This is a genomic window from Rhodoglobus sp. GW821-FHT12B09 (assembly GCF_058809925.1).
Window position 1 is genome coordinate 46,896 of sequence record NZ_JBXATB010000013.1, and the last position, 19,370, is coordinate 66,265.

Here is a 19,370-nt window from a genome sequence, read left to right on the forward strand (position 1 = left end):
GAAGATTGAGCCATGCCCATCGGCCAGGTCACCCGCGGAACCACCGGCACCAACCGGCTCCGCCGCATCGACCGGTGGATCGCGCAGCTTCCCGCACTGCGCCGCGCCGAGACACCGTTGGTCGTCGATCTCGGGTACGGTGCATCCGCCACCACCACTCTTGAGCTGTATCACCGCCTCTCTCACACACGGCCGGACGTCGAGGTCGTCGGCATCGAGATTGAGCCCGCGCGGGTTGCGCTGGCATCGAAGAGCGCTCGGCCCGGGGTCAGCTTCCGGCTCGGGGGGTTCGAGGTGCCGGGCGACAGCCCCACGGTCATCCGGGCGCTCAATGTCCTGCGACAGTACGACGAGTCGGAGGTGCTCGACGCCTGGCGCCGGATGGTGGGGAGGCTTCAGCCCGGCGGCGTGCTTGTGGAGGGCACGTGCAACGAGGTGGGCCGCGTCGCCAGCTGGGTGGATGTCACGGCCGCCGGCCCCCAGACGCTGACGGTAAGCCTGCGTCTAGCCGACCTCGACAAGCCGTCCATCGTCGCTGAGCGACTGCCGAAGGTTCTCATCCACCGGAACGTGCCCGGCGAATCTATCCACCGATACCTGCTCGACCTCGATCGCTGGTGGGCCGTGCACGCACCCTTGGGTGTGTACGGCCCGTCGCAGCGATGGGCCGCGGTGGCCGCCTCCATGAAGGAGACGTGGCCGATCCTGGGTACGAGAGCGAGGTGGCGTCTTGGTGAGTTGACAGTGGCATGGGGCGCCGTGAGCCCCCAGGGATTCAGCTGGGACTAGACCGGCGGCAGCAGCGCTCGGGCGTCCTCCACGGGCACCCCGGTCGCGACGAGCAGGTCGACCACGAGAGGTCGCACGAGCACCACGATGAGGGTCTCGCGCAGCTCGCCCTCGGGCGTGAGGGTGGCGGGGTCGAGGCGCTCGGCGAGGTCGGCGAGGGCGGTGCGCGATGAGCCGGCCAGGGTGCGGTCATCGAGCTCGCGGCCGAGGAGGTCGATGGCATTCTCGAGCTCGGCCATGAGGGCGGCGAGGTTGGGACGGGGGGTTCCGTTCTGGGCCACGACGCCGATGCGGCGGGTGATGGTGCGCAGGTGGCGGGAGGCGAGGTCCGCGCCCGTGAGCACGCGCTCCTGCACGCGCAGCTCGGGCAGGTGCCGGCGCAGCCACGGCGAGATGCGGGCGATCGAGAGCGCGCTGTCGAGCGAGAGGCGCCAGTCGTCGACGAGCGACTGCGTGCGGCGCAGGCGGTCGAGGGCGAGGTCCGCGGGCGCCGGCGTGCCGAGCGAGAGCGCCTCGACCGCGCCGGCGAGCGACTCGTGGAAGACGGAGAAGAGGCGCCGGGCATCCCGAGCTGCGACTCGGCGCGGGTCGCGCGGTATCAGGGCCGTCACGATCAGCGCGATCACGCCCGCCACCACGGCGTCGAGGCTGCGGGTGAAGACGGTGTCGACCGGTCCGGGCACGATCACGACGATCGCCGACTGCACGGCCGCCGCGATCGCGAAGGCGGGGTTGGGCGAGAAGGCGCGCGCCACCACGAGCGTCACGAACAGCACGATCGCGACCTGCCAGACGCCCTTGCCGATGACGAGCACCATGAGCTCGCTCAGCGCGATGCCGATCGTGACGCCGAGCGCCGTCTCGAGCACCTTGCGCGGGCGGGCGTCGCGGGTGAGGCCGAGCGAGGTGATCGTCACGGCGACGGCGACGAACGGCGCGGGATGCCCCAGCAGGTAGTGCGCGATGGAGTACGACACGATCGCCGCCACCGTGATCTGCAGCGCGGCGGGCAGCGCCTCGGTCGCGCGGCGACCGGCCGCGCGTACCTGCGCTCGGACCCGCACCCTCCTGGCCAGGCGGCGGAGCGGTGCCGAGTCGGCCACTAGCGGGTGACGGCGCCGAGCCGGGGCAGCCGGGGGATGTTCGCCTCGGCGCCCGCGTCGGTCGGCACGATGACCTCCTGCGCGGCGGCGATCGGGCCGTCGTCGGTTTGGACCACGAGGTCGAGGGCGGGGTCGACGCTGCGCTTGATCACGGCGAGCGCGATCGGGCCGAGATCCCAGTGGAGAGCGGAGGAGGTCACGCGGCCCACGACGTCCTCTCCCCGGAGAACCTCGTCGCCGACCGCAGGGACGGTTCCGTCGAGGTGCAGCAGCACGAGCCGGCGGGGCGGGTGGCCGAGGTTGTGCACCTTAGCGACCGTCTCCTGCCCGCGGTAGCAGCCCTTGTTGAGGTGGACCGCCGAGCGGAGCCAGTCGAGCTCGTGCGGAATCGTCTTCTCGTCGGCATCCTGCAGCCTGGGCCGCCAGGCCGCGATGCGGAGCGCTTCGAGGGCGAGGGTGCCGGCGACCGGTCCGTCGTAGGAGAAGTCGCGCGGCACGATCAGCTCGCGGTAGTTCCAGGGAGCGTCGGGGCGGGAGGCCGCGTAGGTGTGGCCGGGGCCGGCCTCCCACGGGTCGACCCAGGTGACGACGGCGTCGAGAGAAGGAGTGCCGAGCATCCCGAGTGTCAGATAAGAGGCGGACACGTCCTCGACGGAGACCCGCAGCATGAACCGCATGCGGTCGAGCCAGGCGGCGAGCGGCGCGCCCTCAGCTCCGTCGACGAGCAGCCACAGGGTCTCGCCGTCGTCCACGAGCCGGATCGCGTGCTCGAGCCGCCCGGTCGGGTCGAGCAGCAGCGTCTCGGCGGAGTCGCCCGGCTTCAAGCCAGCCACAGACTGCGACGTCAGCGAGTCGAGCCACGTGAGCCGGTCGGGCCCGGTGATGGTGATGACCGCACGGTCGGAGAGGTCGACGACAGCGCCGTCGAGGAGCGCCTTCTGCTCGCCGAGCGGGTTTCCGTAGTGCTGGGGAGGAGAACCCACGGCACCCGGGCGGCGCTCGAATGAGTCACTCGACACGGGCGAGCCGTCCGGACGCGTGGGTGCGGAGGTCCTGGCCGAGAGCCGCGATATCCCACGCCCACAGCAGGTGGTTGTCGACCAGCCCGTAGAGGCGGGTCGCGGCCGTGTACTCCTTGGCCGACGCGGTGCGCAGTACGGCATCCGTCGAAAGATCAATGCGGGCCGGGATGGCACGGCCGAGGTAGAACTCGTTGACGCCCCCGGGGTGCACGATCGACACCTCGATCTCGAAGCTGCCATCGGACTGCCGCAGCGCCTCGACGGACTGCGCCGTCGTGTACGGGCGCGGGCCCACGCCGGGCAGCAGCCCGGGGCCGGGGTCGCCCTCGAGGGCGGGGCGGGTGAGCTTCCAGTAGCCGGTCTCGGTGACGTGCGGGGTGTTGTTCTCGTCGAGCAGCCACGTGTACGAGCTGTAGTTGAGGTGCGGCAGCCCGTCGTGCGAGAAGCTGATCCGCTGCCCGAACTGGAGGGAGCGGGTCTCCTCGCCGATCTTGTAGTCGACGATGCCGGTGCCCTCCCAGAGGCCGATCAGCCAGGAGATGGGGGCGAGTTCCGCCGGTATGGTCGGATCGATCTCGATGACCACGGGAAACCGGTTTAGCGCTGGCCGCGGAAAAGGTTGAACAGCACGACGACCGAGACGAAACCGATCGAGAGCGTGGCCAGCACAAGAAGGCCGACGAAGAAGAGCTCAAGGGCGAGAAGCATAGGCCGAGTCTAACAAGCCCGGCACGCTATCCGAGCAGTGCGACGACCCCCGAGGCGATGGCGAGGATGAGCGCCGAGACGCCGATGCTCGCCATGGCGCGCACGACGAACCCCTCGGTGCGCCGCAGCCCGAGCTGGATGAGGAAGGTCAGGATGACCGCCCCGGCGAGCACGATCGCGATCCAGGTGAGGTACTGCTCGCGCGGCAGCGTCACTGCGATGACGATGGCGCCGATGAGGGAAAGCACCCACACCGGGAGAATGCTGGAAATCTGCCACGTCATACAGTGATCTTAAGCCGCCGTAGACTAACGGAACGCACTTTGGAGGCACGTTGGCGCAGCTGTTGATCCTGACCTCTGCGGTCGACACTGAGGTCTTTCCCGCATTGGGGCTTCTGAGCCACACCACGAAGCAGATTCCTGCGTCTCCCGCGTCGCTCATCTCTGCCCCGAGCTGCGACCTTATTTTCGTGGATGCCCGGCAAGATCTGGCCAGCGCCAAATCCCTGTGCAAGATCCTGACGACCACCGGCGTGAACGTCCCGCTCATCCTCATCCTTACTGAGGGCGGCCTCACCGCTGTCTCCGCGGACTGGGGCGTCGACGACGTCATCCTCGCCTCCGCCGGCCCCGCCGAGGCCGACGCCCGCATCCGGCTGGCCCTCGGCCGCCAGGCGCAGGACTCCTCGAGCTCGAAGATCCAGGCCTCCGGCGTCGTCATCGACGAGGCCTCGTACTCGGCCAAGGTCCACGGCCGCCCGCTCGACCTCACCTTCAAGGAGTTCGAGCTCCTGCGCTTCCTCGCCACCCACCCGTCGCGCGTGTTCACCCGCGAGCAGCTGCTGAGCGAGGTGTGGGGCTACGACTACTTCGGCGGCACGCGCACCGTCGACGTGCACGTGCGGCGCCTGCGCGCCAAGCTCGGCGACCTCGAGTCGCTGATCGGCACAGTCCGCAACGTCGGCTACCGCTTCAACGTCTACGACGATGACACCGAGCGACTCGCCACCACCGCCCCCTGAGGCACTTGAGGATCTGATCCGCCGCGCCACCCGCGCCGACGGCTCTCCCCCCTTCTCCGACGGAGCCCTCGTCGCCCTCGCCGGCGGCACCCGCGAGCTCGTGTGGCTGGGTCCGGCGGCGGCGCTGCGCGGTTCGGGCGAGGCAGAATTCGTCGTCGATCCGGATGCCCGCGCTCAGCACCACGGAACGCTCATGCTCGAGCACCTCCTCACCGCGGGCGACACGCTGTTCTGGGCGCACGGGGACCATCCCGCCGCCCGCGCCCTCGCCGCCTCCCACGGCCTCGCCCCCGTGCGCGAGCTGCTGCACCTCGAGCTCCGCGGGTTGAGTAGGCCGCCCGCGGACCCCAGCGGGTTGAGTAGGCCGCCCGCGGACCCCAGCGGGTTGAGTAGGCCGCCCGCGGCCGTATCGAAACCCCCGCACGCCCCGGTTTCGATACGGCGCCAGAGCGCCTACTCAACCCACAACGCCGACGCCTGGGTCGCCCTCAACGCGCGCACGTTCGCCGACCATCCCGAGCAGGGCGCCGTCACCCGCGCCGACCTCGACGTGCTCACGGCCGAGCCCTGGTTCGACCCGGACGACTTCCTCCTCCTCTGGGAGGGCCCCGACCTCATCGGCTACTGCTGGCTCAAGGTCGAGGGCGGGGAGGGCGAGTTCTACGTCGTGGGGGTCTCCCCCGACCACCAGGGACAGGGGCTCGGGCGCCAGCTCGTGGAGGCGGGGCTCGCGCGACTGGCGAGCCGCGGCATCCGCACCGCGCACCTCTACGTCGAGGGCGACAACGCCCCGGCCCTCGCGCTCTACAGCTCCTTCGGCTTCACCCGCCGCTCGATCGACGTGCAGTACCGGCGGGTTGAGTAGGCCGCCCGCGGCCGTATCGAAACACAGGCGGGTTGAGTAGGCCGTCCACGGCCGTATCGAAACACAGGCGGGTTGAGTAGGCCGCCCGCGGCCGTATCGAAACCAGAGGTCGAACAACCGGTTTCGATACGGCGCCGGAGCGCCTACTCAACCCGCCCACGGCCGTATCGAAACCAGAAGTCGACAACCGGTTTCGATACGGCGCCGGGGCGCCTACTCAACCCGCCCACGGCCGTATCGAAACCAGAAGTCGACAACCGGTTTCGATACGGCGCCGGAGCGCCTACTCAACCCGCCCGCGGCCGTATCGAAACCAGAAGCCGAACAACCGGTTTCGATACGGCGCCGGAGCGCCTACTCAACCCGCCTGGGCCGCAGTTAATACCGCGTTCACGCGGCAGTGGCAGGATAAGCGAATGGACAGCCCCGAGACCTTCGCAGACGCCGGCGCCGCGACCGACTCGCTCGACGAGTACGACCTCGACGAGTCGTCGAGCATCGATGACGGCACGCTGCCCTTCGACCGCTTCCTCGACCGTGAGCTGAGCTGGCTGGCCTTCAACCAGCGGGTGCTAGAGCTCGCCGAAGACCCCGACCTCCCGCTGCTGGAGCGCGCCAACTTCCTCGCCATCTTCGCGAGCAACCTCGACGAGTTCTTCATGGTGCGCGTCGCAGGCCTCAAGCGGCGCATCGAGACCGGGCTCGCCGTGCCGACCAACGTCGGGACGCCGCCCCTCGAGGTGCTCGCCAACGTGAGCGCCAAGGCGCACGAGCTGCAGGAGCGCCACGCCCGCGCCTTCCGCGAGAGCGTCAAGCCCGCGCTCGACGAGGCCGACATCCACATCGAGACGTGGGCCGACCTCGGCGAGGCCGACCGCGAGCGCATCGACGAGATCTTCTCCAGCCAGATCTTCCCCGTGCTCATGCCGCTGGCCGTCGACCCCGCGCATCCCTTCCCCTATATCTCCGGGCTGTCGCTCAACCTGTCGATCCGCGTGCGCAGCCCCAAGACCGGCAAGACGGAGTTCGCGCGCCTGAAGGTGCCGCAGAACCTGCCCCGGTTCGTGCAGCTGCCCGACGACGACAGCGGGCTACTGCGGTTCATCCCGCTCGAAGACCTCATCTCCAACCACCTGGGCGACCTGTTCCCCGGAATGGAGATCCTCGAGCACCACGAGTTCCGCGTCACCCGCAACGAGGACGTCGAGGTCGACGAGGACGAGTCCGAGAACCTGCTGCAGGCGCTCGAGAAGCAGATCCTCAACCGTCGCTTCGGGCCGCCCATCCGCCTGGAGATCACCGATGACATGGATGCCGTGACCCTCGGCCTCCTCATGAGCGAGTTGAGCATCACCGAGCAAGAGGTGTACAGGCTGCCCGCGCCGCTCGACCTCGGCGGACTGTTCCAGCTGACCCGGATCGACCGGCCGTCCCTCAAGTACAGCAAGCACCTCCCCACCACGGCGGTGCAGCTGCTGCCCGCCGAGCCGAACGCGGCGCCCGACATCTTCGCGTCCATCGCCAAGCAGGACGTGCTGCTGCACCACCCCTACGAGTCGTTCTCGACCAGCGTGCAGGCCTTCCTCGAGCAGGCCGCGGCCGACCCCAACGTGCTCGCCATCAAGCAGACGCTCTACCGCACGAGCGGCGACAGCCCCATCGTCGAGGCCCTCATCGCCGCCGCCGAGTCCGGCAAGGCCGTGCTCGCGCTCGTCGAGATCAAGGCGCGCTTCGACGAGACCGCCAACATCTCGTGGGCGCGCAAGCTCGAGAAGGCCGGGGTGCACGTCGTGTACGGCCTCGTCGGGCTGAAGACCCACTGCAAGCTCGCCCTCGTGGTGCGGCAGGAGAACGGCGTGCTGCGCCACTACAGCCACATCGGCACGGGCAACTACAACCCGAAGACGAGCCGCATCTACGAGGACCTCGGCCTGCTCACCGCGAGCGACACGGTCGGCAAAGACCTCACCCGGCTGTTCAATGAGCTCTCGGGCTACGCGATCGAGAAGAAGTTCAAGCGCCTGCTCGTGGCTCCGCTGCACCTGCGGAAGGGGCTGCTCAAGCGCATCCAGACCGAGACCGAGAATGCGAAGAACGGCCTGCCGTCGGGCATCCGGATCAAACTGAACTCGATTGTCGACGAGGCCATCATCGACGCGCTGTACCGGGCGAGCAACGCCGGTGTTCCGGTCGAGCTGGTCGTGCGCGGCATCTGCTCGATCATGCCCGGCGTCGAGGGGATGAGCGAGAACATCACTGTGCGCTCGATCCTCGGCCGCTACCTCGAGCACGCGCGCATCTTCTCGTTCCACAACAACGGCGACCCGCAGGTGTTCATCGGCAGCTCCGACATGATGCACCGCAACCTCGACCGCCGGGTGGAGGCGCTCGTGCGGCTCACCGACCCGGCGCACATCCAGGAGCTGGACGAGCTGTTCAACCTTGCGCTGTCGCCCGAGACCAGCTCGTGGCACCTGGAGGCCGACGGCACCTGGACACGCCACAGCCGCGCAGCGGACGGCGCACTCCTCGAAGACCTGCAGAATGTCCTTATGAGGCAGATCTCGCAGAGGAAGCGCGGCGGGGTTCTTCGGTGAGTCCTGCAGCCGCGCCGGTCCTGGCGGCCGGAGCCGTGTGCTGGCGCATGGTCGAGGGCAAGCCGAAAGTGCTCGTCGTCTACCGCGCCGCGCGGGCCGACGTCTCGCTGCCCAAGGGCAAGGTCGACCCGGGCGAGACACTGCCCGAGACGGCCGTGCGCGAGATCCAGGAGGAGACCGGGCTCGGTGTCGTCCTCGGCGCACCGCTCGGCACCGTCGAGTACCAGCTGCCCGGCGGCCGCGAGAAGGTCGTGTACTACTGGTCGGCCGAGGTCAACGACCACATGCTGGAGCTCTCCCGCTTCACCCCCAACGACGAGATCGCCTCCCTCGAGTGGCTCGCGCTCAAAGACGCGCGCAAGAAGCTCAGCTACGCCCACGACGTCGACGTGATCGACAGGTTCGCCGCCCGCTTCAAGGCCGGCAACGCGCGCACCTTCCCGATCATCGCCGTGCGGCACGGCAAGGCGGTAGACCCGGGGGCGTGGGATGGCCCGGACTCGACCCGCCCGCTCATGCACCGCGGCACGGACCAGGCCGCCGGCATCGCCAAGGGTATTGCGGCGTTCGCCCCGGAGCGCATCATCAGCAGCACCGCCGCCCGCTGCCTGGCGACGGTTGCTCCGCTGTCGGAGCTGACTGGCATCCCGGTCAAGTCCACCGACGCGATCAGCCAGGACGCCTACGAATCGGGAGCCTCCGGCGTGCCCGAGGTCGTCGCGAAGCGGCTCAAGCGAAAGGTGGGCGCGGTGCTGTGCAGCCACGGCCCCGTGCTGCCCCGGATCGTCGCGGAGATCGCGGCCCGCACCGAGACGGAGGCCGACGCCGCACTGCGCCGAGCGGCCGCTCTCAACACCGGCGACTTCACCGTGCTGCACGTCTCGGTGCGGCATCCGGCGTCCGGCCTTGTAGCCGTAGAGACGCACTCCGCCGCGTAGAACCGGCGTAGGGACGCACCGAGTTCCGCCCGCGTTAACCTCCCGTTCACCTGCGGGGCCGAGCGTGGTTAACCGCTGTGCATATCGTCGTCCAGTGGGTCGCACCGGCCCGTCCTGATACACCTCCACAACCCCTGAAAGGGACAACTGTGAACTTCAAGCGCCTTGGCACCATCGGTGCCATTGCTATCGCAGGCACCATCCTGCTCTCCTCGTGTGCAGCCAACGAGGGCACCCCGACTGAGACGGGCGCTCCCGAGAGCACCCTCTCCGGCACGATCGACGGCTCCGGCGCGTCTTCGCAGGGCTCGGCCCAGGAGGCCTGGGTCGCCGCGTTCCAGACCGCGAACCCCGACGTGACCATCAACTACGACCCCGCCGGCTCCGGCGCGGGCCGCGAGGCGTTCATCGCCGGTGGCGTTGACTTCGCCGGCACCGACTCGGCCCTCAAGCCCGAGGAGATCGCGGGCGGCTTCGCCGGCTGCGTCGCCGACACCGGCTACCTCCAGGTGCCCGTCTACATCTCCCCGATCGCCGTCATCTTCAACGTTGAGGGCGTCACCGACCTCAACCTCGACGCTGCGACCATCGCGGGCATCTTCAAGGGCACCATCACCTCGTGGGATGACCCGGCCATCGTTGCTCTCAACGCTGACGCGAAGCTCCCCTCGGCCCCCATCACCGCCGTGCACCGCTCGGACGACTCGGGTACCACCAAGAACTTCACGGACTTCCTGAACAAGGTCGCCCCCGAGGTCTGGGACGCTCCCGCTGCCGACCCGTTCCCCTACACGACCGGTGAGGCCGCTCAGGGCACCTCCGGTGTCGTTGACGCCGTGACCAACGGCACCAACACCATCGGCTACGCCGACGCGTCGAAGGCCGGCAAGCTCGGTGTCGTCGCGGTCAAGGTTGGCGACAAGTTCGTCAAGCCGTCCGCTGAGGGCGCTGCCGCAGTCGTCGCCGAGTCGCCCGCCGGTGACACGAACAACGGCACGACCGACCTGGCGATCAAGATCGACCGCAAGACCACGGACCCGACCCACTACCCGGTCGTGCTCGTTAGCTACATCGTCTCCTGCCTCGAGTTCACCGATGCAGAGGCCGCCCCGAACGTGAAGGCGTACCTCTCCTACATCACGAGCGCCGACGGCCAGAAGGAGGCCGCGTCCTCCGCTGGCTCCGCTCCCCTCTCGGACGAGCTCTCGGCCAAGGTCGCGACCGCGATCGAAGCGATCAAGTAGTAGCTAGAACCACCTTGTAGTACCTGTCGGGCTGCGGCTCGCGTGCGATTGCACGCAGGGTCGCAGCCCGACAGACTTGGACCAACTCCCCCCCACCCCGACCGCCAGGTCTCGCAGGAAGACAGGAATGACGACAGCAACCGCGTCGCCGAGAGCCAAGCTCCGACCCGCAGACCGAATCTTCTCCACTGCCACCCTCGTCGCCGGCAGCCTCATCCTGCTGGCCCTCGCGGCCGTCGCCATCTTCCTGGTGGCCCAGAGCGTGCCCGCCCTCGTGGCCGACCCGGCAGACCTCAAGGGGTCGCCCTCCAGCTTCTGGGCCTACGTGCTCCCGCTGGCCTTCGGCTCCGTCTGGGCGGCGTTCCTCGCGCTCCTGATGGCCCTGCCGATCTCCTTCGGCATCGCGCTCTTCATCTCGCACTACGCCCCGCGCCGCGTCGCGCAGGGCCTCGGCTACATCATCGACCTGCTGGCCGCTGTCCCCTCCGTCGTCTTCGGCCTCTGGGGCATCAAGGTCCTGGCCCCGGCAGTCACGCCGCTCTACGGATGGCTCGTGGACAACGCCGGCTGGTTCCCGCTGTTCGCCCCGCCCGTCTCCGGCACGGGCCGCACGATCCTCACCGTCGCCATCGTGCTCGCGGTCATGATCATCCCGATCATCACCGCCGTCTCCCGCGAGGTCTTCCTGCAGACGCCGCGCCTCCACGAGGAGGCCGCCCTGGCCCTCGGCGCCACGCGCTGGGAGATGATCCAGATGGCGGTCATCCCCTTCGGACGCCCCGGCATGATCTCGGCGGCGATGCTCGGCCTCGGCCGCGCCCTCGGCGAGACCATGGTCGTCGCGATGGTGCTCTCCCCCTCGCCCGGCCTCATCACGTTCGTCCTCACCGGCTCGCAGAACTCCTCCACGATCGCCGGCAACATCGCCCTCAACTTCCCCGAGGCGCACGGCGTCGATGTCAACGCGCTCATCGCGACCGGCCTCATCCTGTTCGCCATCACGCTCGTGATCAACTCGATCGCGCGCGTCGTCATCAACCGCCGCAAGGCATTCTCCGGAGCCAACTGATGACCACGACCACCGAGGCCAACGGCATCGTCAACTCGCTGACCACGGGCCGTCTGCCCAAGTGGAGCCCGTGGGCGATCCTCGCCGGCAGCTGGGCCATCATGATCGTGGTCTTCGCATTCATGGCGGCGGCGAACGGCACCGAGTTCAACATCGCGGCGGCACTCGTGCTCGGCACTGTCCTGTTCGACGTGGCGATCTTCGTGCTCGCCTACCTCGTGGAGGGCATCCGCCAGGCCAAGGACCGCCTGGTGACGTCGCTCGTCGCCACCGCGTTCATCCTCGCGCTGATTCCGCTGATCTCGCTGCTCTACACCGTGATCTCGAACGGCCTGCCGCGGTTCGACATCAACTTCTTCTCGAGCTCGATGCGCAACGTCGTCGGCGAGGGCGGCGGCGCCCTCCACGCGATCATGGGCACGCTCCTCATCACCGGCATGGCGGCACTCATCTCCGTGCCGGTCGGACTGCTCACCGCGGTCTACCTCGTGGAGTACGGCCGCGGAGCGCTCGCGCGGGCGATCACCTTCTTCGTGGACGTGATGACGGGCATCCCGTCGATCGTCGCCGGCCTCTTCGCCTTCGCGTTCTTCGCGCTGATCCTGCAGGACCCGGGCATCCGGTTCGGCTTCGGCGGCTCAGTCGCGCTCTCGCTGCTCATGATCCCGGTCGTGGTGCGCTCGAGCGAGGAGATGCTCAAGCTGGTGCCGAACGAGCTGCGCGAGGCGGCGTACGCGCTCGGTGTGCCGAAGTGGCTCACCATCCTGCGCATCGTCATCCCGACCTCGATCGCCGGCATCACGACGGGCGTGACGCTCGCCATCGCGCGCGTCATCGGTGAGACCGCGCCGCTCCTGATCATCTCCGGCTTCACCGCGAGCATGAACTACGACCTGTTCAGCGACCGGATGATGTCGCTGCCGGTGTTCGTCTACACCCAGTACGCCAACCCGGGCAGCGACGTGCAGCCCTACCTCGACCGCGCCTGGGCGGGAGCGCTGACGCTCATCGTGATCGTCATGCTCCTCAACCTCATCGCCCGGCTCGTCGCCCGCATCTTCTCGCCCAAACTCGGCCGCTGACCCTACCCCTTCAGACCAGACAGGAATCATGTCCAAGCGCATCGAAGTCAACGACCTCAACGTCTACTACGGCAAGTTCAAGGCCGTCGAGGGGGTCTCGCTGTCCATCGAGCCCCGCACCGTGACGGCCTTCATCGGCCCGTCCGGCTGCGGCAAGTCGACCTTCCTCCGCACGCTCAACCGCATGCACGAGGTGATCCCCGGCGCCTACGTCGAGGGCGAGGTCCTCATCGACGGCAACAACCTGTACGGCCCGGGCGTCGACCCGGTGCTCGTCCGCCGCCAGGTCGGCATGGTGTTCCAGCGCCCGAACCCGTTCCCCACGATGTCGATCCGCGACAACGTGCTCGCCGGCGTGAAGCTCAACAACCGCCGCATGTCGAAGAGCGAGGGCGACGACCTCGTCGAGAAGTCGCTGCAGGGCGCCAACCTCTGGAACGAGGTCAAGGACCGCCTCGCGCTCCCCGGCTCCGGCCTCTCGGGCGGCCAGCAGCAGCGCCTCTGCATCGCGCGCGCGATCGCCGTCTCCCCCGAGGTCATCCTCATGGACGAGCCCTGCTCCGCCCTCGACCCGATCTCCACTCTCGCCATCGAAGACCTCATCGAGGAGCTCAAGCAGGAGTACACGATCGTCATCGTCACGCACAACATGCAGCAGGCCTCGCGCGTCTCCGACAAGACGGCCTTCTTCAACATCGCGGGCACCGGCAAGCCCGGCAAGCTCATCGAGTACGACGACACGGTCACGATGTTCTCGAAGCCGTCCGTCCAGGCCACCGAGGACTACGTCTCCGGCAAGTTCGGTTGATCGGCGCCCAGTCAGACGAGTGCCCCCGGATGCCGCATCCGGGGGCACTCGTCTCTTAAGCGGCCGCGGCCCGGCTGCCCTCCATGCGGAGGTTTCGACACCATGCCGGCGCCGGAACCTCCGCATGGCGTCACAACCTGCGCGTCGGTCGCGGGCGGCGGCTAGCGGGCGGGCTCGCCGGCGGCGGGCGGGCGGACAGGTGCCGCAGCGCCGGGGCGGCGCGCAACAAGGGCCCCGGGATACTTCCCGGGGCCCTCGGTCTTGCAGGGAGGTTCGTCAGGCGCTGGCGATGACCAGCACGGGGTCGGTGGTGGGGGTGTCCGAGCCGCCGTGGGGCTCGACGGTCACGCCGACGGCGTCGCCGTGGTCCATGTCGCCCTCGAGCACCTGCCACATCTTGCCGTCGGGGCCGACGGTGAAGGTGCCGGCCGGGCGGGCGCCCTTGTCGTTGATGTACCAGAGCTCGTAGACCTTGTCGGCCGGGAGCGTGTTCATGCCCTCGACGATCAGCGCCGCCGACTTCAGGCTCGACGCGTAGACGAGTGTCGCCTTACCGCCACCGGCCACCGAGCCCTTGAGGCTCTGCGAGTCGGAGGCCGCCTGGATCGCGGCCAGCTGGTTGGCCGCCGCGGACTGGGTGACGTTCGTGCTGATCGCGTTGACCGCGACACCGCCGCCGATGATGAGGGCGACAGCGGCCGCGATCCCGATGATGGCGTTCACCGGGCGCTGGAACCAGCGCGCCTGGGCCTTGGCCTCCGCGCTGCCCGAGAAGCGGGCATCCGGGGATGCCACGGGCTCGCGCTCGAGCTGGGGCGTCGTCGCCAGCTGGGCCATGATGCTGGCCTTCAGCGACGCGGGCGGGGTCACCGGGTCGACGGCGAGGCCGAGGAGCACCGCGGTGTCCGCGAGCTCGGTGGCCTCGTTGCGGGTCGCCTCGGACTCGGCCATCTGCGCCTCGAAGGCCTTGGCCTCCTCGGCGTCGAGAGCGTGCAGCGCGTAGGCACCGGAGAGGCTCGCGTCATCCTGCTTGCGCGGGGTCATGAGGTCACCCCCAGTTCGTCGCGCAGGCGGATCATGCCGTCGCGCAGTCGGGTCTTGACCGTGCCGATCGGCACGGAGAGCATCTCGGCCACCTCGCTGTGGCTGTAGCCGCCGTAGTACGCGAGGGAGACAGCCTGGCGCTGCAGTTCAGTAAGACGTGTCATGGCTTTCTCCACCCTTTCGTGCTCGATGCGGATCTCAATTGTCTCGGAAACACTGTCGTAGTCGACCTTGTGATCGCGAATGCCGATCTTGGTATCGCGGTCGCGCGACGACTGGGACGACCTCACCCGGTCCACCGCGCGGCGATGGGCCATGGTCAGGATCCACGTTGTCGCTCCCCCCTTATTCGGATCAAACCGCGCCGCGGTTTGCCAGATCTCCAGGAAGACCTCCTGTGTGACCTCCTCCGACTGCGCGTGATCACGCAGCAGGCGCTTGATCAGACCGAAGACGCGGGGGGCGAGCAGGTCGTACAGCTCAGAAAAAGCCCGCTGGTCGCCGGTGGCGACCCTCTCCAGCAACTCCTGCTGGACGAGAGCTGGGGCACGACTTACGTCGTTCTCTTGGGACACGATTGCAAGCATGACAGGTGAACCTCTCGTCCCCGTGGGTATTGACATTGGTTCGGAAGGACGGCGGTACCGGTTTGGTCGCGCAGTGCGCGTGATGCGGCGCGCCAGGCGCGTGAGTGCCGGGCCGCGGAACGCCTCTCGGCGCAAGGCCGCTCGAAGCGGCTATTAGTGGAGCCCGGGGTTACCACGGCCCGGCTGAGCAAGTTTATCGCAGTGCCCGCCGTGAGCTTGCCGCGATACGCTCAGCCCATGACCGCCCGAACGAAGATCGCCGTGATCGGCGGCTCCGGCCTCTACTCGCTGTTCGACGACCCGGAGACCCTCGAGGTAGCGACGCCGTACGGCACCGCGACCGTGTCCCTCGGGCAGGTGGGCGGCACGGATGTCGCGTTCCTGCCCCGCCACGGGGCCGGGCACAGTGTCAGCCCGCACCTCATCAACTACCGCGCGAACATCTGGGCGCTCGCCTCCCTCGGGGTGAAGGCCATCGTGTCGAGCGCCGCCGTCGGCGGGGTGAGCCCGGACTACCCCGCGGGCACGCTCGTGCTCACCGACCAGTACATCGACCGCACCAGCGGGCGCGCCGACACGTTCTACGACCGGGGCTCCGTGCAGCACCTGCCCTCCGCTGATCCGTTCTGCCCGGCGCTGCACGAGGCCGCGGTGCGCGCGCTGGGCGACAGCGCCGCCCCGAGTGGCACGGTCGTCGTCATCCAGGGCCCGCGCTTCTCGACGAGGGCCGAGTCGGAGTGGTTCCGCGCGGCCGGGGCGCACACGGTGAACATGACGCTCTACCCCGAGGTGCCGCTCGCGTCGGAGCTCAACATCGGCACCGTCAACCTCTCGTTCGTGACCGACGCGGATGCCGCACCCGCCGATCAGGCGGTCAGCGCCGAACTCGTCTTCGCGCGCTTCGCCGAGGCCCAGCCGCGCATCATCGCGGCGATCCACCTCCTGGTCGCCGCGATCCCCGACGACTACGAAGGACGCGAGCTCATGGATCCGGCAGAGGTGGCAGCAGTACTGGCGAGGCCGGCGGAATGACGCTCCTCGTCACCGGCGGCGCGGGCTTCATCGGCGGCGCGATCGTCACCGCGGCCCTCGACGCGGGCTGGCCCGTGCGCGTGCTCGACTCGCTGCGGCCCGACGTGCACGGCGGCCCCGTCGAGCTCGACCCGCGCGTGGACTTCAGAAACGCAGACGTCCGGGATGCCGCGGCAGTGGCCGAGGCGCTCGACGGCGTCGACGTGGTGTGCCACCAGGCCGCCAAGGTCGGGCTCGGCGTGGACTACTCGGACGCCCCCGACTACGTCGGCTCCAACGAGCTCGGCACCGCCGTGCTGCTGGCCGCGATGACCGCGGCGGGGGTGCGCAGGCTCGTGCTCGCGAGCTCGATGGTGGTCTACGGCGAGGGCGCTTACTCCGGCCCCGGCGGCCTGACCCGCCCCGCGCCGCGCGCCGTCGCCGACCTCGAGGCCGGCCGGTTCGACCCGCTCGACGCGGAAGGCAACCCGCTCGTCCCTGAGCTGATCGGCGAGGATGCCCCGCTCGACCCGCGCAACGTCTACGCGTCGAGCAAGCTCTCGCAGGAGTACCTCGCGAGCTCGTGGGCGCGCGCCACCGGCGGGTCCGCCGCGGCGCTGCGGTACCACAACGTGTACGGTCCCGGGATGCCGCAGAACACCCCGTACGCCGGGGTCGCGTCGCTGTTCCGCTCGGCTGTGGAGCGCAGCGAGGCTCCCCGGGTCTTCGAGGACGGCGCGCAGCGGCGCGACTTCGTGCACGTGCGGGACGTGGCATCCGCCAACCTGGCTGCTCTGGAGTGGACAGCCGGGCACGCCTCGGAGTTCCGCGCCTTCAACGTCGGCAGCGGCACGGTCCACACCATCGGCGAGCTCGCCGAGCAGGTGAGCCTGCACGCGGGCGGGCTGCCGCCGGTGGTCACGGGCGAGTACCGGCTGGGCGACGTGCGGCACATCACCGCGTCATCCGGGCGCCTGATGACCGAGCTGGGCTGGTCGCCGAGCGTGGACTTCGAGAGCGGGATGCGCGAGTTCGCGACTGCGCCGCTGCGCGCGGCCGTGCAGTGACCGAGGTCGACGTCGTGCTCCCCTGCCTCAACGAGGCGGGCGCGCTGCCGTGGGTGCTCTCGCGGCTGCCCGAGGGCTATCGCGCGATCGTCGTGGACAACGGGTCGACGGATGGCTCGGCCGACGTCGCGCGCGCACACGGCGCGACCGTGGTGGTCGAGCCGCGCCGGGGTTTCGGCTCCGCTGCCCACGCGGGGCTGCTCGCCGCGACGGCGCCCATCGTCGCGTTCTGCGATGCCGACGCGTCGATGGACCCGCGCGACCTCCCGCTCGTCGTCGACCCGGTTGCCGCGGGCGACCGCGACCTCGTGCTCGGGCGTCGCCGACCCACCACCGCGGGCGCCTGGCCGCTGCACGCGCGCCTCGCCAACCAGGCCCTCGCGCTGCTCATGCGCCGCGCCACCGGGCTGCGGCTGCACGACCTCGGGCCGATGCGCGCCGCCCGCCGAGAGGCCCTCCTCGCGCTCGACCTGCAGGACCGTCGCAGCGGCTACCCGCTCGAGGTCGTGCTCAAGGGACATGCTGCGGGATGGCGCATCCTCGAGGTCGACGCCCCGTACTCGCCGCGCATCGGAAGGTCCAAGGTCACCGGCACGATCCGGGGGACGATGACGGCGATAAAGGACATGTCCCGACTCCTTGCGGAACGGCGGAGGGCTCCGAATAGCTCTGCATGACGACCCTCGTGCTGATTGCCAAAGAGCCGGTCCCGGGCCGCGTGAAGACGCGCCTCCACCCGCCCCTCAGTCTCGAGCAGGCGGCCGACCTCGCTGCCGCCGCGATCCATGACACCCTCGCGGCAGTGCGCGACCTCCCGGCGACCCGCCGGATCCTGCTCTTCGAGGGCGTGCACACGCCCGTGGGCGCCGAGGGCTACGAGGTCGTCCACCAGTCCGGCGGCGGTCTCGATGAGCGCCTCGCGGCGGTCTTCGACCTCGTCTCGGAGCCGATGGTGCTCATCGGCATGGACACCCCGCAGGTCGCCGTCGCCGACCTCGCCCCCGCCTTCGTCGGCTGGCCCGACTCCGTCGACGCCTGGTTCGGCCCCGCGAACGACGGCGGGTGGTGGGCCCTCGGGCTCCGCCGGCCGGACGGCGCCCTGCTCCGCGGCGTGCCGACCTCGCGCGATGACACCGGCGCCCTCCAACTCGCACGACTCGCTGCCGCCGGCCTCACCGTCGGCATGCTGCCCGAGCTGACCGACGTCGACACGATCGACGACGCCCTCGAGGTCGCCGCGCTCGCGCCCACCGGCCGGTTCGCCCGCACGCTTCGCTCGGCCCTCTCCGCTTCGCCGGCGCTCGCCCTCGGGGCGGCATCGTGAGCCTCGCCGAAACCGCCACCTTCGGGTCGGGCGGGGCAGAGCCGTACGCGCACGCCCTCCGTGGCGCGGGCCAGCTGCTCTTCCTGCGCGACTCCCGCTCCCGCACTGAGGCTCCGGTCACCATGGACGTCTCCCGCTGGAACGCCGACGCGGATGCCGCGGACCTCAGCCTGCTCGCCAGCGTGCGCGGCCCCGTGCTCGACATCGGCAGCGGACCGGGGCGCATGGTGCGCGCCGCCCGCGACCTGGGGCTCGCGGCCCTCGGCATCGACGTCTCCCGCGCGGCGATCGCGCACGCCCGTGAGCTCGGCGGCACGTTCGCCCGGGTCTCCGTCTTCGAGGCGGTTCCGCGCGCCGGCTGGTGGCAGACCGCGCTGCTCGTCGACGGGAACATCGGCATCGGCGGCGACGTGCCGGAGCTCCTGGCCCGCTGCGCGGAGCTGCTGCGGCCCACGGGCGAGATCGTCGTCGAGGTCGACGGGCGCCCCGACCACGAGACCCGCTACCTCGCGGAGGTCGTGGACGGCAGCGGCCGCCGCAGCGACACGTTCCCCTGGGCCGAGATCGGCCGCGACCGGCTCGCCCGCCACCTCCCCGGCCTCGGCCTCGAGCTCGTCGAGCACTGGCAGGTCGGCGAGCGCAGCTTCTGCCGCCTGGCGCGCGCGTAGGGCATCCCGCGCCCTGCCTGCCCCGCCGGCCCGGCCCCGCCCCGCCCCGCCTACCCTGCCCGCCCGGCCCCGCTCCGCCTGCCCCGCCCCGGGACTGCCCCGGGACTGCCCCGGCGGCCCCGGCGGCCCCGGCGGTGCGAAATGCAGGAGATCCCGGGGCGGAATCCGCTGGATGCGCTGATCTTCGCGGCGTGGGAGCGCGCTCATCCTGCATTTCGTACAGGGACGGGGCGGGTGGGGGCGGGGCGGGGCGGGTGGCGGCGGCGAGCGCGGGGGCGCGAGGGGCCGGGCGGCTCGCCCCGCCCCGGGACTGCCCCGGGCGGCCCGTAGGTGCGAAATGCAGGAGATCCCGGGGCGGAATCCGCTGGATGCGCTGATCTTCGCGGCATGGGAGCGCGCTCATCCTGCATTTCGTACAGG

20 protein-coding genes are annotated in these 19,370 nt (G+C 69.9%); 14 read left to right on the top strand and 6 right to left on the bottom strand.

The annotated features are described in order from the left end of the window. Positions 1–12 precede the first annotated feature (12 nt). Positions 13–789: a class I SAM-dependent methyltransferase gene (locus AC1RTC_RS16970; RefSeq protein WP_493157757.1), complete on the top strand. Its 777-nt coding sequence runs from the start codon at positions 13–15 to the stop codon at positions 787–789. Here the strand turns inward: AC1RTC_RS16970 and AC1RTC_RS16975 are convergent. The 4 genes from AC1RTC_RS16975 to AC1RTC_RS16990 all read right to left on the bottom strand — a co-directional run bounded on the left by AC1RTC_RS16975 (position 786) and on the right by AC1RTC_RS16990 (position 3,906). After that, entirely contained in the window at positions 786–1,892 is a 1,107-nt protein-coding gene (locus AC1RTC_RS16975; protein WP_493157759.1) for an FUSC family protein, read from the bottom strand. The two genes, AC1RTC_RS16970 and AC1RTC_RS16975, sit on opposite strands and share 4 nt — an antisense overlap. Continuing rightward, positions 1,892–2,875: a CAF17-like 4Fe-4S cluster assembly/insertion protein YgfZ gene (gene ygfZ / locus AC1RTC_RS16980; RefSeq protein ID WP_493157761.1), complete on the bottom strand. Its 984-nt coding sequence runs from the start codon at positions 2,873–2,875 to the stop codon at positions 1,892–1,894. The genes AC1RTC_RS16975 and ygfZ overlap by 1 nt, the downstream gene beginning before the upstream one ends. A 25-nt stretch (positions 2,876–2,900) precedes the next feature. Next, the gene (locus AC1RTC_RS16985) at positions 2,901–3,500 is read right to left on the bottom strand and encodes a heme-binding beta-barrel domain-containing protein (protein WP_493157763.1); all 600 of its coding nucleotides are present in this window, start codon (positions 3,498–3,500) and stop codon (positions 2,901–2,903) included. A gap of 148 nt (positions 3,501–3,648) precedes the next feature. Continuing rightward, positions 3,649–3,906, bottom strand: coding sequence for a hypothetical protein (locus tag AC1RTC_RS16990; protein WP_493157765.1), 258 nt, complete (start codon positions 3,904–3,906; stop codon positions 3,649–3,651). Positions 3,907–3,956: 50 nt separating this feature from the next. Between AC1RTC_RS16990 and AC1RTC_RS16995 the strand changes: the two genes are divergently transcribed. From AC1RTC_RS16995 to pstB, 8 genes are all read left to right on the top strand, one after another. Beyond that, positions 3,957–4,646: a response regulator transcription factor gene (locus AC1RTC_RS16995; protein ID WP_493157767.1), complete on the top strand. Its 690-nt coding sequence runs from the start codon at positions 3,957–3,959 to the stop codon at positions 4,644–4,646. Then, complete coding sequence (locus AC1RTC_RS17000) at positions 4,612–5,511, top strand: GNAT family N-acetyltransferase (RefSeq protein ID WP_493157769.1); 900 nt, start codon at positions 4,612–4,614, stop codon at positions 5,509–5,511. The genes AC1RTC_RS16995 and AC1RTC_RS17000 overlap by 35 nt, the downstream gene beginning before the upstream one ends. Before the next feature lie 416 nt (positions 5,512–5,927). Then, the gene (locus tag AC1RTC_RS17005; protein WP_493157771.1) at positions 5,928–8,108 is read left to right on the top strand and encodes an RNA degradosome polyphosphate kinase; all 2,181 of its coding nucleotides are present in this window, start codon (positions 5,928–5,930) and stop codon (positions 8,106–8,108) included. Next, positions 8,105–9,046: an NUDIX hydrolase gene (locus AC1RTC_RS17010; protein WP_493157773.1), complete on the top strand. Its 942-nt coding sequence runs from the start codon at positions 8,105–8,107 to the stop codon at positions 9,044–9,046. The genes AC1RTC_RS17005 and AC1RTC_RS17010 overlap by 4 nt, the downstream gene beginning before the upstream one ends. A gap of 149 nt (positions 9,047–9,195) precedes the next feature. After that, positions 9,196–10,290, top strand: a complete 1,095-nt coding sequence (gene pstS / locus AC1RTC_RS17015) for a phosphate ABC transporter substrate-binding protein PstS (RefSeq protein WP_493157775.1) — start codon at positions 9,196–9,198, stop codon at positions 10,288–10,290. A 127-nt stretch (positions 10,291–10,417) separates the two neighbouring features. Further along, entirely contained in the window at positions 10,418–11,359 is a 942-nt protein-coding gene (gene pstC / locus AC1RTC_RS17020) for a phosphate ABC transporter permease subunit PstC (RefSeq protein WP_493157777.1), read from the top strand. Then, complete coding sequence (gene pstA, locus AC1RTC_RS17025) at positions 11,359–12,441, top strand: phosphate ABC transporter permease PstA (protein ID WP_493157778.1); 1,083 nt, start codon at positions 11,359–11,361, stop codon at positions 12,439–12,441. Before pstC ends, pstA begins: the two co-directional genes overlap by 1 nt. A gap of 28 nt (positions 12,442–12,469) precedes the next feature. After that, complete coding sequence (gene pstB / locus AC1RTC_RS17030) at positions 12,470–13,249, top strand: phosphate ABC transporter ATP-binding protein PstB (RefSeq protein WP_493157779.1); 780 nt, start codon at positions 12,470–12,472, stop codon at positions 13,247–13,249. A gap of 276 nt (positions 13,250–13,525) precedes the next feature. Here pstB and AC1RTC_RS17035 read toward each other — a convergent pair whose 3' ends face one another. Next, on the bottom strand, positions 13,526–14,293 hold the full coding sequence (locus tag AC1RTC_RS17035; protein WP_493157780.1) for an anti-sigma factor: 768 nt from the start codon (positions 14,291–14,293) through the stop codon (positions 13,526–13,528). Next, positions 14,290–14,880 carry a sigma-70 family RNA polymerase sigma factor gene (locus AC1RTC_RS17040; RefSeq protein ID WP_493157781.1) on the bottom strand — a complete coding sequence of 197 codons (591 nt, stop codon included), beginning with the start codon at positions 14,878–14,880 and terminating at the stop codon, positions 14,290–14,292. The genes AC1RTC_RS17035 and AC1RTC_RS17040 overlap by 4 nt, the downstream gene beginning before the upstream one ends. Positions 14,881–15,117: 237 nt before the next feature. On the opposite strand from AC1RTC_RS17040, the gene AC1RTC_RS17045 reads away from it, so the two are divergent. From AC1RTC_RS17045 to AC1RTC_RS17065, 5 genes are read left to right on the top strand one after another with little or no spacing between them, the layout of a single operon-like run. After that, positions 15,118–15,912 (top strand): MTAP family purine nucleoside phosphorylase, encoded by a 795-nt coding sequence (locus tag AC1RTC_RS17045; RefSeq protein WP_493157782.1) that lies wholly within the window; start codon positions 15,118–15,120, stop codon positions 15,910–15,912. Next, positions 15,909–16,958 carry an NAD-dependent epimerase/dehydratase family protein gene (locus AC1RTC_RS17050; RefSeq protein ID WP_493157783.1) on the top strand — a complete coding sequence of 350 codons (1,050 nt, stop codon included), beginning with the start codon at positions 15,909–15,911 and terminating at the stop codon, positions 16,956–16,958. Before AC1RTC_RS17045 ends, AC1RTC_RS17050 begins: the two co-directional genes overlap by 4 nt. Then, on the top strand, positions 16,955–17,635 hold the full coding sequence (locus AC1RTC_RS17055; RefSeq protein ID WP_493157784.1) for a glycosyltransferase family 2 protein: 681 nt from the start codon (positions 16,955–16,957) through the stop codon (positions 17,633–17,635). Before AC1RTC_RS17050 ends, AC1RTC_RS17055 begins: the two co-directional genes overlap by 4 nt. Beyond that, positions 17,632–18,282: a TIGR04282 family arsenosugar biosynthesis glycosyltransferase gene (locus AC1RTC_RS17060; RefSeq protein ID WP_493157786.1), complete on the top strand. Its 651-nt coding sequence runs from the start codon at positions 17,632–17,634 to the stop codon at positions 18,280–18,282. Before AC1RTC_RS17055 ends, AC1RTC_RS17060 begins: the two co-directional genes overlap by 4 nt. Further along, complete coding sequence (locus AC1RTC_RS17065) at positions 18,279–18,950, top strand: class I SAM-dependent methyltransferase (RefSeq protein ID WP_493157788.1); 672 nt, start codon at positions 18,279–18,281, stop codon at positions 18,948–18,950. Before AC1RTC_RS17060 ends, AC1RTC_RS17065 begins: the two co-directional genes overlap by 4 nt. Positions 18,951–19,370 lie beyond the last annotated feature (420 nt).

Bases quoted from the DNA above. Each gene is read 5' to 3' on its own strand.
- AC1RTC_RS17035 (WP_493157780.1), bottom strand. From the start codon at position 14,293: ATGACCCCGCGCAAGCAGGATGACGCGAGCCTCTCCGGTGCCTACGCG.
- pstB (WP_493157779.1), top strand. From the start codon at position 12,470: ATGTCCAAGCGCATCGAAGTCAACGACCTCAACGTCTACTACGGCAAG.
- AC1RTC_RS17000 (WP_493157769.1), top strand. From the start codon at position 4,612: ATGACACCGAGCGACTCGCCACCACCGCCCCCTGAGGCACTTGAGGAT.
- pstC (WP_493157777.1), top strand. From the start codon at position 10,418: ATGACGACAGCAACCGCGTCGCCGAGAGCCAAGCTCCGACCCGCAGAC.
- AC1RTC_RS16970 (WP_493157757.1), top strand. From the start codon at position 13: ATGCCCATCGGCCAGGTCACCCGCGGAACCACCGGCACCAACCGGCTC.
- pstA (WP_493157778.1), top strand. From the start codon at position 11,359: ATGACCACGACCACCGAGGCCAACGGCATCGTCAACTCGCTGACCACG.
- AC1RTC_RS17005 (WP_493157771.1), top strand. From the start codon at position 5,928: ATGGACAGCCCCGAGACCTTCGCAGACGCCGGCGCCGCGACCGACTCG.
- AC1RTC_RS17060 (WP_493157786.1), top strand. From the start codon at position 17,632: ATGACGACCCTCGTGCTGATTGCCAAAGAGCCGGTCCCGGGCCGCGTG.
- AC1RTC_RS17050 (WP_493157783.1), top strand. From the start codon at position 15,909: ATGACGCTCCTCGTCACCGGCGGCGCGGGCTTCATCGGCGGCGCGATC.
- AC1RTC_RS17040 (WP_493157781.1), bottom strand. From the start codon at position 14,880: ATGCTTGCAATCGTGTCCCAAGAGAACGACGTAAGTCGTGCCCCAGCT.
- AC1RTC_RS17045 (WP_493157782.1), top strand. From the start codon at position 15,118: ATGACCGCCCGAACGAAGATCGCCGTGATCGGCGGCTCCGGCCTCTAC.
- AC1RTC_RS16990 (WP_493157765.1), bottom strand. From the start codon at position 3,906: ATGACGTGGCAGATTTCCAGCATTCTCCCGGTGTGGGTGCTTTCCCTC.